Genomic DNA, 17231 nt, shown 5'->3' with positions numbered 1-17231 from the left:
AATGTTTACACAAGAGACAAATTAAAAAAGTTTACAAAAGATTTAGTAATCCTGAATAATTCATAGCTCTAAATTTAAGCTATTTTTTTGAACAAAGTGCCTACATTTAAATTAGGCAGATACATTCTTCCAAAATAATGTGTTTTCGAACAGGATATATACGGAAGAAGGCTATAATAAAAATTATTTGTCTATTTAAGGGCAGACTGACCCCTTGGAAAAATAGGTTAAAAATTTTTACGATAACTAGCCTAAATCCATTGCCTAGATCGCCGTAGGCGTTCAAAAACCTTATAAAATTCAGTTTGATACACATGATAACTCGACAGTTTGAGATAGACTTGTCTACCTGTTTTAACGAGTTTTCCGGCAACTTTAAGCAATGTCAATCGTATAGAATGAATCGTCATCCCCCGATTCACTTGTTCAAATCCAATGGTCTTTAAAAAATTGACGAGGTTGTAAGCCAGGACACTGATCATCATTCTGACATGATTTTCCAGGAAACGCGGACTATCTGTTTTGTCAAAATAAAAGCCTAATTTCGCTTCTTTGATGAAATTTTCCATTGTTCCACGCTTGCCGTAAAGAGAGAATATGACTTCAGGCGAGACATTATCGGATAGATTCGTCACAATGAATGCGTGGTGAAAAAGAAGCTCTCCTGCTTCACGGATTGATCGAATACAAACGCGACGGGGTTTTGACCAGGATTGTGCTTGATAAGGGAGTGAAAAATACTGTATTTCTCGGTCTTCCCATTTTTTATTATCCCCATAAAGAACAGAGTGTTCAGCTAACTGACTTAACCTCCGATTGCTCTTTAATCGGATAACGTACTGGCTTTCAGTTGCTTCACAAGATTCATACACCTCTGGTGTGGCGAAGCCGCTGTCACCCCGAACCAATATCTCGGTATGAGGTAACGTGCTCTTGTAGTGGTGTAACAGCGGGTCGATAAAGGCTTTTACCCCTTTAGACGTGTACTGATTGCCTGAACGCAGTTCAGCTTTTAGGAAATCTCCGGTCAATCCGTCAAATGCAACTAATGGGTGATAGCCGTAGGTTTGATAATGGGCATTATAATCTGTTTGTTCTTGGCGTCCAAAGGTATCCGAATGTGTGGAATCGACATCAATGATTAACTCGGTGTCATTGCGAATCAAACGCGCTTTATCAATCAGCGACTGATTTAATGCTTGGAGTTGATCCATGTTCTCCTCGGTGAAACGATCTAAAAACCGTGAGATTGACGATTGTGAGGCCAACTCTTTTTTACCGAGTACAGCTTGAAAGACTGGATCCTGTCTTAATAGATTAGCTGATGAGTCTGCCGAGTACCCAGCAATTAACTGCATAATGAGTTGTTCTAATATCGCTAAGTTATCATGTGTGAAGTAAACACGTTTGTCTTTAATATGGAGCCACTGTTTAGCTACGTGTGAAAAGTCGAAGGTATTCATCACCTCTTTAACTAAGACCAAACCCGAATCACTCGATAAGCGACCACCTGTATGTGAAATAGTCAAATTTGAATTGAATTTTACCTGGTTTTTGTGTAAGCTAGTCATGAGAAGAACTCCTTTCTTATGGTTGGTTTCGACACCTTTACCATATCAGAATGGGGTTCTTTTTGCATCACTTAACAGGTGAAAATGAAAAAGTAAATGAAGACTGCCGTTAGGCAGTTTCAGACGGTTTGAAGTAAGCGCCGAATAGCTAAAAAAATCTAGCGTACAACAAATAGCCGCTAATCCAAGTGATTTTGGACGAACGGCTATTTTTTACAACAATTTTCAACAACTTTTTGCGACCAAGGTAAATATTCTCTCAGAAATTCCTCTGTCATTATGGGTAAATTAGGAATCTCAACGAACAAATAATTGAGATATTTTTGAATATCTAAACCGTTGAGTTCCGCTGTTTTCATAATGCTAAGGATAACGCCCGTAGAGTAGGCGCCTGCTAGGCTGGTTGAGAAGAGTTGATTTTTTCTACACATGACAAGTTCTTTAATCATACGCTCGGCTTTATTATTTGATAATTCCAAGCGCCCATCTTCGATGATGTTATAAACGTTCTCACGCTGCTTTGCAGAATATTCCACGGCCAAAGCCAGTTTAGATTTATTGAGAGCGTCAAGCTCTCCAATCCAACTGTAAAAGTCATCAAGAATTGGTTTTAACAGAAGTTGTCTCTGTTTGAATCGATCAGAAGGAGATAATTTTTTCTCCCGGAAAGTCAATTCAACCTTAAACATCCTATCCCAAAACTTTAAGCCTTTATAGGCCGGAGACGTTTTATTAGGTTGCTTTTTATTTCCCAATGCTTCATAAAATTTCCTTCGGATATGCGCTCCACAAGCCATTAGTGTAATATCCGGAACTAATGGATAGGCACCCCATCCGTCACAATGCAAGTATCCTGAATAACCTTCTAAAAACTTTTCAGGAATCTCGTGTCCTCGTGATTCGGCATGATGATACAAAACAATTTGTCTCTCTTCAAAATTTCCAGAACAGAACATCCAATAATAAGTTTTGGCCTTTTCGCTTTGAATTACTGTATAACTTGTTTCATCGGCGTGGAGTACTTCTTGTTTAACTAGCTCCTTTTGCAGAAGGGTAAACAAAGGCTGTAAAACTTGCTGAGAAGCAATAATATGCCAATTACAAATATTATCTCGACTGATAGGTAATTGGTGATTCGCCCAAAATTTTTCTTGCCGATAGGCAGGTACTTTTTGCTGGAATTTTTGAATTATTGTCTCTGTAACAACACTTGCCGAACCAAGACTATTGGGAATTAAGGCTTTTGGCACAGTGGCTTTTTTTATGGATGTCTCGCCATGTCTTTCGCAATCCTTACAAACATAACTATGCTGGCGATGGATAAGTTTTTGGATTTTAGCTTGGAGAAATTCTGCCTCTATCCGTATTTCTTTAGATCCCATGTCGACCATGCTTCCTCCACAGTGGTCACATACTCTCTCAGATTCGGACAATTCATGCTCCACATTAACTCCTGGAAGACTCGCTAGTATTGCAGCCTTAGCACCTTTCTTTTTTCTGCGGTGTGCTACAACTTCAGTGGATTCTACTAGTTCTTCATGAGCCGCTGGAATAGACTCTTCTTCGAATAGTGAAAGCTGTCCGTCAATCGTTTCTGAGGAAGATTCTTTGGAACGACCGAACATCCTTCTATTCATTTCTTTTATTAGCTCTGTTAAGTATGACACTTCGTGTTGAAGTTGTTTGTTAAGCTTTTCAGATTGTTCATTCCGTTTGTTGGCTTGTTCAAGTTGGACCATTAACATTTGGTTGTTTTTTTCTAATATTTCTTTGACATCCAACTTAAATCACCTCAATTTCGTATAACTAATTATACCATAAAATAACGATGAATAAGCAGTTTATATTAAATTATCCCTGTGTTTGCAGGCTTTATTGCTCTAGGCTGATCAATATTTAAGCCTTCCATAAGCCAACGCACTTGCTGAAGCGAAAGCTTTTTAACTTCTTCTTTTTTTCGTGGCCATTTCAACTTTCCATTTTCTAATCGTTTATATAATAACAGAAAACCATCACCATCCCAGCAAAGCATTTTAAAGCGATCACTTCCGTTTCCACAAAACAAAAAAACTGCATTCGAATATACGTCTAATTCATATTCAGACACGATAATGGACGCAAGTCCATCAATGCCACGTCTAAGATCAGTTTTCCCACACACAATATAAACATTTTGAATTTGCTGGTAATCAACTAACATAATTTGAACCTCTTCCAGTCAAATGGTTAAAGATTAAATTTGTTTGACTGATCATTCTAGAATTTTCCAATATAAAAAGCCCTCCAATTATTCTTGATAAATCAAGTATAATTGGAGAACTAACATGTGAGTAGGTACTATATTATTCGGCGCTTACCTAACTGCAAATAAAATAAGCGATTACCTTAGATTTGTCTAAAGTAATCGCTTATTTGCCGTACCCCCCAAAAAAAATTATATTGACTTCTCCAAGTTGCATTGTATTCGAGAAACATAAAGTTTGATACCTACTCTATTACTTCCCGCTTACCTTCTTACTATGAGGATACACCATCGCCGTGAGATAAGTCGAGTTAAATCCGCTTGTAATACGGTAACAAGATAACCAGAAATTTTCCACATCCTAAAATTGTCCCTGCCACATATTAATTCGCTAATCAAAAAGAGATGCCGAAGTTATCTCGACATCTCAATAAAAGAGCTACTATTTATTGGAAATAGTTTCCTGGTTTTTAAACCAACGTGCTTGAAAAGCTTGCCACAAATTTTTTTAACCGTTCTAGAATTTCTTCATCAACTACAAAATTTTCTACATATCTATTTTGAGGCACATAGGTAACTGCCTGAGCATCACCTTTAAGCACATATTTCAACCAAATTAAAGAGGCCAAATACTTTCCATAAAAATCAGAGAGGTGATGTTCATCGGTATTCATTATAACCGGAGTCTCTACAAAAAATGGCAACTTCCGGATTGCCTGAACAACTTCGCCGGTTGGAATTAGCGGGAGATTTAATTCTCCACCTATTAGCTGATAGCATTGTGTTAATTTCTCATACATTTCATCTTGGCTATGATGGTAAAAGGCAAAACCCGGATGAGTGCTGGCAGTGCCGTATGACCATGTTTGATGCAAAAATAATTTAGCTTGCGGCGCATTTTCCTGAAGATAATTAAAAATGTTACGAGCAAAAGGTTCATATGAACTCAAAATACCGCTATCGTGGCTCGCTTGCTGGAAAACAACAATATCCCACTTTTCCGAATCAATAATATCCGGGATACTAACTAGCTCACTAGTTTCATTGTAATAACCATTTAATTCATAGCGGTAACTGTGTGCACCAGCTATAATATTTTGCCAATGTTGTGCCATTGAGCAACCACCAATGAATAAATTAACTACTTTGGTAACAATACCTACTGATGCTGCAACTTGGTGCAGATAAAACGTTGCATTTTCTGAGAAGCTATTACCTATTACTAAAATTTTAGGCATCGGATTCTTCCACCCTCAACTGTACTATATTAAAATTTTATTGCAAATCTTCCCAAACCCACTCTTCTACTTCCGGAATATCCGTACCGTTCTCGCGAATAAAATCGTGATGCAAGGCAAGTGTCGCGTCCATTTTAGCGGTGAATGCTGCAGCATCAGCGCCGTATACACGTTCAGCCACATCTTTAGCAATATGGAAACGATCCATTTCACTTAACACGCGCATATCAAACGGCGTCGTGATATCACCATTTTCGCGATACCCATGAATGCTGACATTGTGATTGTGGCGATCAAAGAAAATATCGCGCACTTGACCTTCATACCCGTGGAAAGCAAAAATAATCGGCGTGTCGGTCGTGAAATAATTATCGAACTCGGCGTCAGTTAGGCCGCGCGGGTCAACACTTGGATGACGTAATTTCAACAAATCAACCACATTAATGAAGCGAATTTTCAGCGTTGGGAAAGCTTTGTGCAAAATCGAAACAGCGGCTAAACTTTCTAAGTTTGGCTCAGTCCCTGCTGTGGCAATCACGATGTCTGGTTTTTCATCGGCTGCTGCAGTTGAGGCCCAGTCGATAATTTTCAACCCATCATGCACTAAAACTTCAGCTTCTGCTGCTGAATAAAATTGTGGCCGCGGTTGTTTAGAGCAAACAATCAAATTAATTAATTCTTCAGAGGCAAACGATTTGTCCATGACCGCCAACATCGAGTTGGCATCAGCTGGCAAATATTCGCGCACAAACTCCGGTTTTTTCTCAGCTAAATGAGTTAAGACACCAGGATCTTGGTGCGTGTAGCCATTATGATCTTGTTGGAAAACAGTCGAGGTTGCAATTAAATTAAGTGAAGGATAATGATTCCGCCACGTTTGTTCGCTGGCTTTTCTTAGCCATTTGAAATGCTGGGTAATCATTGAATCCACCACGCGCAAGAAAGCTTCGTAGCTAGCAAAAAAGCCATGGCGCCCAGTCAATACATAGCCTTCTAAAAACCCTTCAGCTTGGTGTTCAGAAAGTTGGCTATCAATCACTCGACCACTTGGTGACAACCATTCATCCGTTGGGAAAGTTGTAGGCTCCATCCATTGCCGATTCGTCACTTCAAAAACATGATTCAACCGGTTAGATTTTGATTCATCAGGTCCAAACACCCGGAAGTTTGTTGGGTTTTTAGTGATGAGTTCAGCGGCATAACTCCCAAATTCAATCATATCTTGCGCAACACGTTTCCCGGGTTTTTCAATTTTCAAAGCGTGCTGTTTCCAATTGCCGTTGTCCAATTTTTGCGGATTAATCCCGCCGTTTGTAATCGGATTTTTTGCCATTCGTTTGTTTCCAGTTGGTGCCAATGCTTTAAGTTCCGGAATTAATTTGCCATCTGACGTAAATAACTCTTCCGGGCGATACGATTTTAACCAAGCAACGAGAGCATCGACGTGTTCCATATGTTTTTGGTCAACCGGAATTGGCACTTGATGTGCACGGAAACTGCCTTCGATTGGCTCATTGTCCCAAACTTTTGGCCCCGTCCACCCTTTTGGCGTGCGGAAAACAATCATTGGCCAACGTGGCATTGTGACTTTCGTTGCGTCATTTTGACGCGCGTCGCTCTGAATTTTTTTAATTTTTTCAATAACTGTATCGAGCACTTTAGCCATTAGTGGATGTACTTCAGCGGGATCAGTCCCCTCAACAAAATAAGGTTCCCAACCCATACCAGTGAAGTAAGCCGTCAAATCTTCATTAGATTTTCGCGACAAAATCGTCGGATTAGAAATTTTTGCCCCGTTCAAATGAAGAATGGGCAATACTGCGCCGTCTGTCACTGGATTGATGAAGGTGTTAGAAAACCACGATGTTGCAAGTGGCCCAGTTTCTGACTCACCATCACCAACAACAGTTGCGGCAATGACCTCTGGATTATCGAGAATCGCGCCAGTTGCGTGCGACAAAGAATAGCCGAGCTCGCCACCTTCATGTATTGAACCTGGCGTTTCAGGTGCCGCGTGTGAGGCAACCCCACCTGGAAATGAAAATTGTTTAAATAATTTTTGCATGCCGGCCGTATCTTCAGTAATCTTTGGATAAATTTCTGTATAGCTACCATCCAAATAAGAGTTTGAGACCATCACTTGTCCGCCGTGACCGGGACCTTCGATGTAAAACATATTCAAATCATATTTATTAATCACGCGATTCAAATGCGCATAAATAAAATTTTGCCCGGCAATCGTGCCCCAATGGCCGATGGGATGAACTTTCAGGTCGGCTGGCTTCAGTGGCGTTTGTAAAAGTGGATTATCTTTCAAATAAAGTTGGCCCACTGAAATATAATTGGCTGCGCGCCACCACGCGTCAACCTTTGCTAAATACTCTTTGGTGTCAAATTGCGTTTGTGTCATTTGTGAATGCTCCTTGCTAAATGTATTTTGTTGAATCATTGTGCTTCCGAAAAAAAGTTGAGTTCTGTTGCAGTGATGCTTTGTTCGTTGCTTTGTTTGAGTAAAATTTACCTAAACAAGTTTGATAAAAAACGGCTAGCTAAGTAGCCGTTTTATTTCTACTATCATTGTACAACTATTCTGTTTAAGACTCTAGCCTATTCCACTTAAAAAAAGTATTTTTTACTAAATCTTTTTTTACTCCTACTAAATTCTCATTTTTATATCATAAATGCCAATGAAATAACTTGGTAAGGCGTTGAAGCAACAGTTACCCAGCTGTCTTCTTCTGCCAAAGTTTCCTTTTCAGTTTCAGCCAAATTGGTCATCGCCACACTCTTATGGGCAAAATTACTCTTAACTTTCACCTGACTTGATTCACCTGAGTAATCATGGAAACGCAAAATAATAGCATCACCTTGTTCACTCAGTTTAATGGCATCAACTGCGATTGGATTTTTTTCATCGGTAAAGGTAAACAGAGCTGTTGGGTCAACATATTTTCCATTAATGAGTTCAACCGAATTATTGAGCTCACTGGCTTCTTTTTCAACTTGTCCGATTACAAAATCACCTTCGTGTGGCAGCAAACTATAAGTGAAGTAATGCTCACCCTGGTCTGCGTTGGCATCAGGCCAAGTGCCAGACTTAATTAAAGACAAGGATAAAGTTTGGCCGTTGACATCGTAGCCATATTTTGAATCATTCAACAATGCCACGCCATAATCGTGTTGCGAAAGATCCGCCCATTTATGGCCGACCGTTTCAAATCGTGCTTCATCCCAAGACGTATTTTGATGCGTTGGCCGACTTACATTTCCATATTGAATATCAAATTGAGCTTTCTCAGCTAAAACATCTACTGAAAAGGCCGTCCGCAAAAGTTCATGATGCTCCTGCCAATCGATTTTATTTTCAAAATCAATTCGGCGTGACGTTTCAGAAAGAATCATTTTTTGTTGAATGGTTGACTGATGATAGTGGTAAGTGAATGTCACTACTGTTTGAAGTGGCGAATTTTCAGTGACCTCAATCGTATCTGCAGAAACTACCGCGGCCTTCGCTAGATAATCTTCATCAATATTCCAGTTATCCCAATCTAGGGGATGATCTTCGTAGATGGTCAACACATTTCCAGGACCCTTCAGTACATTACGAGCATTCACCTTGTCATAGATTTGTATCAGTTGTCCGGCGTCATTCCAACTTATTTGATAATTTTTTGTTGTAATGGTTTGGCTTACAAAATGCTCTACTGACTCAACTTGACGTTTTTTCTCAGCAACAAAATGAATGGTGCTCGTCCCAAGTGCTGCAATACTAGGCACGTTCACTAAATAATTATCTGCTAGCAAGGTGCTCGCCAATTTTTCTCCGGTGGCAGTTTCAAAATAGCCCGAAGTACTTTGTTTGATTTGAACTTTGGCCTCCACATCCCAAGCTAAATTATTTCGTAGCGAATAGTAATTTTGTTCAAGGACCACTTGTTGGTCGTCTAATTTTTGGTTCAACTCAGCAATTTTACTAAAAGCTGCCGTGTATTCCACCAAATTATCTTCATAAACTTCTTTAATTGAGGAGCCTGGCAAAATATCATGGAACTGATTGCGCATTAAAATTTTCCAAAGCTCGTGTAACTCAGTTGTTGGATACGTCATTTTATTAAAGACATAAGCTTCAACACAACGCATTTCCAAATTTCTTAAAGCTGTCTCAAACTGTCGGTTTTGTTTTTTAACACGTGCTTGAGAGGTATAAGTCCCCCGATGGAATTCGAGATAAAGCTCACCTACCCACTCCGGTACTTTTTCTCCACTAGCGGCAATATTTTGATGAAGTTGTTCAAAATAATCATCCACTCGAGCAGCTTTAACAGTCGGCAAACCTGGCAACTGGTTCATAATCTTAATATTTTCGACCATTTCTCGCGTTGGACCACCACCACCATCGCCATATCCAAAGCACAAGAGAAGATTATCATTCAGCGCCTTATCTTGATACATGTGATAGCTTCCTAAAACCGTGTGAGGCGTCAGCATCCCGTTATAAGTCGTCCCAAAGCTTGAATTGCTGTGATAATCATAATTTTGTTCCACCGTGGTAATAAAATATGTCAGCACTTCACTGCCATCAATCCCGCGCCAATTAAACGTATCATGAGGCATGTGATTGGTGTCATTCCAGCTAATTTTAGTCGTCATAAAATTCTTGATGCCAAAATTTTTCATAATTTGCGGGAGAGCAGCTGAATAGCCAAAAACATCCGGCAACCACAGCACCGATTGCTCCGCGTTAAAATTATCTGCAAAAAATTGCTTCCCGTATAAAAATTGTCGCGTTAAAGCCTCCCCAGAAGGAATATTCATGTCCGGTTCAACCCAAGCAATGCCGTCCGCTTCCCAGCGCCCCTCTGCCAAGCGCACTTTAATTTGCGCAAAAAGTTCCGGATAATCTTCTTTAATAAAATCATAAACTTGAGGTGTGCTGTGCATAAAATAATAATCTGGAAATTCCTTCATTAAACTCAGTTCCGTCGAAAATGAACGCGCCGTTTTTCCTCTCGTGTGTTGCAAACGCCACAACCAAGCCACATCAATGTGCGTGTGCCCAATCGCAGAAATTTCGAATTTCTTTTTTTCACCTTCGTGTTCAGCGATAAAAGTATTAATATTTTTTTGAATGTGTTGTACTGTTGTTGAAAATAGCACTGGTGTCATTTGGCCCCAGTCAAACTCTTGAGTCGCTTTTGACAAGAATTTTAGATAGCTATATTTCAGCGGCTCATCATCATCAAATTCCTGCGCTGCTTGAGCCATAACATCTAAATAGCGGTAACAATAATAACCATCCGCGTCAAAAATCCCACCTTTTAATGTGCGGTAAGTGAACGTTGGCTCAGGATAAAGCTCACTGCCCTCAAGCCCCGTCCAAAAACAAATTGCAATTTGTACAGTCTGGTCGGAAAAGTCATTATCCAAAAAAATATTCCGATGATTACCATCCACAGCTTGAGTCGGTGTCCCATTCACAAAAACTAGGCCTTCAGGAATGGAAGTCCCATTATCATTATTGCGCAGAACCCCCACATTAATCATGTAGCGCTGACCGGAAATCAGCTTAGGTACTGGGACAGCAAAGCGAATCCAAAAATAATTATCCCGCCCAGAAAAAATATCATCGACCTCAAAAGCTTCCCACCGACCATCTGCAGGAATAGTAATATGTGTGGGCCGCTCATCATGATAAATATCAATAGCATAGTCATCAGTGAGCTGGTTAAACCAAAAATCATGAACCTGATTAATTTGTTGTTGGATTTTTTTTAGTGTGTACACTTTAATCCTCCTAAAAAATTAGAATTGTTAAAAGATAAATAGCTATCCAGAATTGGATAGCTATTTGAATACAAAAGTTAAAATTTTATCTTCAAAAAATTATCTTGGCTATAGTTAAAAGTAAACTCACTATTAAATTACTTCTAATTCATCGTGATTATCTAATAATTTATTTCCAAAATCAGGGTGGTCTAAATAAAAGAATGCCACCGAAGCAATATCATCTTGGAGCGGTAAATATCTACCTTCAGATCGCCATCCAAGAGCTTGGATTTTTACCGAAATGTCCTGAGTAAATACAAATGGATCAACAAGATGCCAACGATACATCCCAAATCTTTGTTGGCTGAGATATAATCCATCTGGCTTAATAATTTGTGACAAACCAGTATAAGGGGTCGAGTAGTAACAATATTCGCCTTTGGGTTGTTCAAAATCCCAAGCACCGCCAAAATAATCCTCTGTTCCTGTACCACAAATCGTTGGATACTCGTCATCGCCATCAAGATAAACTTTAAGTTCTCCTTCGCCCCACCAACGATTGTTATTAGTCTGATATGCCATATACGTCCCAACATAATGGCCACTACCTGATATTTTATCTAAAATAGTGTGCATCTTCTTATATTCTAATGGGTTACTACGATTCCATTTTGCGCAGAAGTAACAAATATCATCATCAATTTTCTCTTGAGAATAATCAATTTGGTAATATAATGGGAACTCGTCGTTGCCAATATTTCTAATTCTAATCTCAGCAGATTTTTTAAAGGGCATCTCCCAATAACAATTCATTCCCCCAGCCGGATTTACAACAACTGGTAACGAATTCACATTACTTCTTTCGCACCAACCATTACAGAAAAAGTCACCATAAGGAACACTAATTGAAGGTTCAAGAGATCCGTCCCAATAAAAGTCTAATATTAGTTCGCGCCAATGTGCTGGAAAGCAAGTCATCCAAATATGGCGAATTTTCCCAGAATGATTAATCTTGGCAATCACACGATTACTTTGTGGTTGAACCATTATGGATGGAGAAACCTTCCAACCAACACCTAAATCTCGTGCCGCTTCTTTTCCAGTTCCTTCCAAAGCACGAGCCCCACCTGATTTTACGCCCTCAAAATTTTCCGGACTAATTGATCGTAAAGTAAAATTTTGTTTTTTGCTTAAATTATCTAACATTTATTATGCCTTCTCTCTTTAAATTTCTCTCAAGTTCTTCATATGATGTAACCGCTCCACCAGAACCCCAGGAATATATTGAAAATTCTCCTAAAAAAGACAACGTATGCTCACCATGAAATGCATTTTCCATTTCAAACCCATAATCATTTTCATTGAAAAAAGGAAACATTTTTTTATATATTTTACAAACTTTGTCATTCTCTGGTGCAAACATCATGTTAAATGACGCTTTCAATGCCCAAACTCCACGGTAAAGATAATTTTTATCTAGCGTCAATTCATACATCTGATAGTACATTACAGCAAATAAGCTTTGCCGAGCATCATTCCATTCGTCATCAGAATTCATCACACCAAATCCACCTTTAACCGAAATTGGTAAATAAGGAGGATCCCATATAGCCTGATATAAAGAAATTTCTGCAACAATAGATTTAAGATTATCAAGTAATTGTTGCATTGGTTTAACTTTATATGCTTCAATAAACGCCATTGCGGACCAATACATAGATAAATTATTCTGATAATACATACCTGAACGAGATTCTACAACTCCTTCTTGCTTCATTCCCCATTCATGGGAACATGACCAATAGAGCTCAAAATCCTCCCATCGTCCTTCTGGCATCACTTGATTACTTATGAAATTTAGTCCCTTAACAGCACTCTTATAGAAATAATCATTAGTATTAAGTCTATTTACAAGTAAAAGTAACCAGGAATGAATTCCTGTTTCCGCGCTTTCAGAAAGTTCTGAGAGAATTGTCCCATCCTTGCTATTCACCCAAGCAGGGAAACTACCATTATCGCTTTGATAAGTTAATAATTTATTGCAATATTTGAGCACATAATTTAATATCTGAGGATTTTGCTCACAGTCTTGATAATATTTTATCAACCAAATACATGTCCACGACATATCCGCCAAATGATAATTTAAAGTAGCATCACCCGGGCCACGATTGGAGTTCGTCCAAATCCATCCCTCTTTAGACTTTTTAAATACTGAGGGAAATAATCCATCTTTCATAGGCGCTCTCAGTGCTAAATTTATCATTTGTTGAGAACGAATGATTAGTTTTTCATTGTTAGTTTTATTGCCATAGAGAAATAACCCATACGCCACTCTAACGTCTGAAAACCACGCTTGATTCCATATCGATTTTGGCTCGCGCCACTCACTTTTCTTCTTATTATTAGGCGATTGATACCCTGTCACAATAAAACTTGTTCCGCCAAAAATTCCATTTTCATCTTCAAACTCGTTCCATAACAAATTATTCCAACTATCATTTGCCCAACTAACACTGTATCGTTCAAACTGTTCAAAAGGGTATTCTGTTAGTTCTTTCGTCGGTGTGAACTTCTCTTGCGCAAACAAGCTACTGAGGATTATCTCCGCATTACTAAGTGAACGTTGGATTGATTTGGGGCCTTTTACAAGGTAAAAAGAAGCGATATCAGAATTCTTTTCAACCCAAAAATTTTCACCAGTAAATTTATGGTAGACGTGTTTTTCTTTTCTGTAATCTGCTATGCCAAAATAAAATGAATACGGATTTACTGATAAGTCCATAACTTGTCTTAAATTTTTATTTTTTTGTGTGAAGCTTATATCCGGGATTAAATACCATTCCCTATTAGACTGATCTTTTGCAACAATAATTGGAGATCGAAATACCATATCACCAATGGTCATGCCCTCATTAGGCGACAGCAGTGGCTTCCATACACAACTTATATCTCCTAAACCTTCAGGAAGTAGATTAACAATTAATCGATCGATATTTTGACTTTCTCCCATCCACTTCATAAGATAGTGTGAAATATAAAAATCACCTTGTACTCTCGTGTTTATCAACTGTACCTCTAAGTCACTATGACTAGGCTTTAATTTAAACCCGACCAATATAAGATTTCCTCCTACACACCTAAATAATTTATATTTCCAATTACTTTTACCAATATACATTTATTCCCTAATTTACTTAAGACCGCTCAACGCCATGCCTTCAATAAAATATTTCTGTGCGCTAAAGAAGACAATCATAATTGGTAGGGTAATAATTACCGTTGCTGCCATTACTAAAGGCCAACTTTGTACATATAGACCTGAAGATAAAGAAGACAAAAATAGCGGCAAAGTTTTCATACTTTCTTTTGTAATTAAAATTAACGGCCTGAAATAGTCATTCCATGATCCCATAAATGTGAATATAGCTAATGCGGCTAATGGTGCTTTTACCATTGGTAAAATCAATTGGAAAAATATTCTTATTTCGCTTGCCCCATCCATTCGTGCAGCATCAAGTAGCTCATCTGGAAGTGACACCATAAATTGCCTCATCATAAAAATACCAAACGCAGATGCAATACCAGGAATAATTAACCCTGCATAGCTATTTAAAAGATGCATTTCGCGGAAAAGTAAGTATATAGGAATCATTATTACTTGGCCTGGGATCATCATCGTAGCAAGTAATATAATAAACAATACATTTCTGCCCTTAAATTTGAATTTCGAAAAAGCATATGCTGCCATACTATTAAAAAGTAACGCCAGAATTGTAGTAGCCAATGCTACAAAAGTACTATTAAAGAATATTCGTCCAAAATTTCCAATCTGTATTGCCTGTTTGTAATTTTCCCACTTAAAAGATTTGGGTATCCAAGTAACAGGGAAAGTAAAAACTTCAGCTTCTTCTTTCAACGAAGTTGAAATCATCCAAAGGAAAGGAATCAGCATTGATATAGCGCCAAGAATAATTATAACAATGGCGAGTATTTGAGATATACTCCTTTTTTTCATAATAACAAGTCCCCCTTTTTCCAGTTTATTAATAATCAAATTTTCTATTCAACCAGTTATATGCAAGCGTAATAGCTAAAATACAAACAAATAATAATACCGCCAAAACTGAGGCATATCCAAAGTTTGCTTCCTGGAATCCTTTTTGATATATATAGAATACGATTCCATAAGTAGAACGCGCAGGTCCTCCACCGGTCATAATATTGATTTGATCAAATACCTGAAATCCGTTGATGATTAACATTGCAACAACGAAGAAGGTAACTGGAGTTAAAAGTGGCCAGGTAATATCTTTGAATACTTGGAAGCTATTTGCACCATCCATTTTAGCTGCTTCATACATGCTATCATCAATTCCTTGAAGCCCTGCCAAATAGATAACTAGATTAAAACCGATAGATTTCCAAATATTGATAAAAATTAGAATAGGTAGTGCTTGACTACTACTACCCAAGAATTGTTGTGATGGTATTCCTAATTTTATCAATATAGGATTAATCGGTCCCATTTGAGGGTTAAATAGCCATAGCCACACAAAAGAAATAGCAACCATTGAGATAACCGTTGGCATAAAATAAATTGATCTAAAAAGATTAACAAAAGGGAACCATTTTTGATTCAATACAACAGCAATGACTAATGAAATGATTACTGTTGGAATCAGTGATCCGAATGCGTATACAAAAGCAACCCACATCGAATGAGTAAACAAACTATCATTAAGTGCTAATTTATAATTTCCAAGCCCCAAAAAATCTAGAGTACTCGTTCCATCATACTTAAAAAAACTTAAAGCAATACCCATAATTGTTGGTAGAATTACAAAAAGAATAATTATTATTAAAGCTACAGATAAAAATGCCCATGGGGTAAACATTTTTTTTAGTTTGTTTTTTGAAAATTTACTTTTTTTATTAACGATTGCCTGTGAATTAACCATTAAATTTCCCCCTCAACTATTACTGATACTTGCCCAAAAATCTATCACTTTGAGCAAGTATCAACTTGAAATTCTACTTGCTTTGCTCTATTGATTTATTAATATTTTTCGCGGCATCTGTAAGGGCTTTTTTCGGTTTCGCGCCATCAACTAATACTGACTCAATCGCATTTGTTACTTCAGTATGATAAAAATTCATATAAGGGCTAACCCAAGTTTGGTCAATCCACTTATTGTTAATAATAGTTTTTATTGCTGAAGCCTTTTCAGTAAATTCTTGTTCGGAATCGATACCTGGTACTCCAGCGCTCTTAACTCCAACAATGTTTTTAAACGCCTTATCATCATTTAATGACGACAAACGTGCAGGTGCTGCCACCCAAAGATCTTGCCAATATACATCTAATTGTTCTTTGGCTGTTAGGAATTGTACTAATTTCCAAGCAGCTTCTGGATTCTTAGAATCTTTAGAAACACCAAAAGATGAAGACTGAGAACGATCTGTTTTAATTTCTCCTTTAGGGAAGCTTGTAACTTTAAAATCTAATTTTGGAGCGGCCTTTTTAATCGACGGTGCCATCCAAGTTCCACTCATAAACATTGCTGCTTTCCCAGATTGGAAATAAGCATCTGGTCCCATTTGTTTTTGATCGGAAGAACTAGGCGTTAATTGAAAATCAACAACTAAATCTTTCCAATAATCTAATGCTGCAATTGATTCTGGACTATCAACGGCAGATTTACTTTTATCATCTTTATCCCATAAGTTCCCACCCATTGATAATACAAAGTTAATGAAATTATCTGAGTCCCAATATGTTACAAAACCATATTTATCAACATTCCCAGATTTATCCTTCTTCGTTAATGTCTTGGCATCCTTCATCATCTGGTCTAGCGTGTAATTATCATCAGGTTCTGCCAACCCAGCTTCTTTAAAAGATGCTGGATCATAATAAAGTACCATAGCATTAGCATCTTGAGGGATTGCGTATGTTTTTCCATCTTCGCCCTTCATTGCAGGCCAAATCTCTGCTGGAAAATCAGCTGTATCAAAATCACTTTCTTCCATATATTTATCTAACGGAGTATACATCCCGCGATGAATATATTCTTGAACATCTCCACCTGGCGCTCTCATTACATCAGGCAAGTCATTTGCTGCATTTAAAGTTATATATTTATCTCTCAATTTATCAAAGTTGTTAAACTCAACTTCAATGTCTGGATTTTCTTTTTCAAATTCAGGGATATAAGTTTTGGTGTACAAATCACTTTCAAAAGGCATTCCCCAAACTGACATGCTAATTTTGGTTTTACCCTTATCATCTCCATCTTTCTTTCCTGAATCTGATTTACCGCCCCCACAGCCTGTCAACAACAATGCAGAAACTAAACCAATGAAAAGCACCGACAAATTTCTCTTAGTAGTATGTTTCATTTTAACTCTCCT

The 17231-nt window shown here is 38.0% G+C and carries 11 protein-coding genes; all 11 read right to left on the bottom strand.

All coding sequences use genetic code 11. The annotated features are described in order from the left end of the window. Positions 1-251 precede the first annotated feature (251 nt). Positions 252-1571 (bottom strand): IS1380 family transposase, encoded by a 1320-nt coding sequence (locus BN1875_RS02345; RefSeq protein WP_048603256.1) that lies wholly within the window; start codon positions 1569-1571, stop codon positions 252-254. A gap of 206 nt (positions 1572-1777) precedes the next feature. Then, positions 1778-3352, bottom strand: a complete 1575-nt coding sequence (gene tnpC / locus BN1875_RS02340) for an IS66 family transposase (protein WP_048603255.1) — start codon at positions 3350-3352, stop codon at positions 1778-1780. Between the two features lie 65 nt (positions 3353-3417). Continuing rightward, on the bottom strand, positions 3418-3771 hold the full coding sequence (gene tnpB / locus BN1875_RS02335; RefSeq protein ID WP_048603254.1) for an IS66 family insertion sequence element accessory protein TnpB: 354 nt from the start codon (positions 3769-3771) through the stop codon (positions 3418-3420). Between the two features lie 512 nt (positions 3772-4283). Continuing rightward, positions 4284-5051, bottom strand: coding sequence for a DUF4886 domain-containing protein (locus BN1875_RS02330; protein ID WP_048603253.1), 768 nt, complete (start codon positions 5049-5051; stop codon positions 4284-4286). Positions 5052-5088: 37 nt separating this feature from the next. Beyond that, positions 5089-7461 carry a phosphoketolase family protein gene (locus BN1875_RS02325; protein ID WP_048603252.1) on the bottom strand — a complete coding sequence of 791 codons (2373 nt, stop codon included), beginning with the start codon at positions 7459-7461 and terminating at the stop codon, positions 5089-5091. 260 nt (positions 7462-7721) lie between these two features. Beyond that, positions 7722-10835, bottom strand: coding sequence for an alpha-mannosidase (locus tag BN1875_RS02320; RefSeq protein WP_048603251.1), 3114 nt, complete (start codon positions 10833-10835; stop codon positions 7722-7724). Between the two features lie 132 nt (positions 10836-10967). Continuing rightward, positions 10968-12023, bottom strand: coding sequence for a glycoside hydrolase family 172 protein (locus BN1875_RS02315; RefSeq protein ID WP_048603250.1), 1056 nt, complete (start codon positions 12021-12023; stop codon positions 10968-10970). Then, positions 12013-13935 carry a prenyltransferase/squalene oxidase repeat-containing protein gene (locus BN1875_RS02310; RefSeq protein WP_048603249.1) on the bottom strand — a complete coding sequence of 641 codons (1923 nt, stop codon included), beginning with the start codon at positions 13933-13935 and terminating at the stop codon, positions 12013-12015. The genes BN1875_RS02315 and BN1875_RS02310 overlap by 11 nt, the downstream gene beginning before the upstream one ends. A 75-nt stretch (positions 13936-14010) precedes the next feature. After that, positions 14011-14835, bottom strand: a complete 825-nt coding sequence (locus tag BN1875_RS02305; protein WP_048603248.1) for a carbohydrate ABC transporter permease — start codon at positions 14833-14835, stop codon at positions 14011-14013. Positions 14836-14863: 28 nt separating this feature from the next. Then, on the bottom strand, positions 14864-15778 hold the full coding sequence (locus tag BN1875_RS02300; protein WP_048603247.1) for a carbohydrate ABC transporter permease: 915 nt from the start codon (positions 15776-15778) through the stop codon (positions 14864-14866). A gap of 73 nt (positions 15779-15851) precedes the next feature. Beyond that, a complete protein-coding gene (locus BN1875_RS02295) occupies positions 15852-17219 on the bottom strand; it encodes an ABC transporter substrate-binding protein (protein WP_048603246.1) in 1368 nt (455 codons plus the stop codon). Between the last annotated feature and the right edge of the window lie 12 nt (positions 17220-17231).

It is taken from the genome of Enterococcus massiliensis (assembly GCF_001050095.1).
GTDB classification, from domain to species: Bacteria; Bacillota; Bacilli; order Lactobacillales; family Enterococcaceae; genus Enterococcus_C; species Enterococcus_C songbeiensis.
This window is presented reverse-complemented; position numbering and strand designations above follow the sequence as displayed.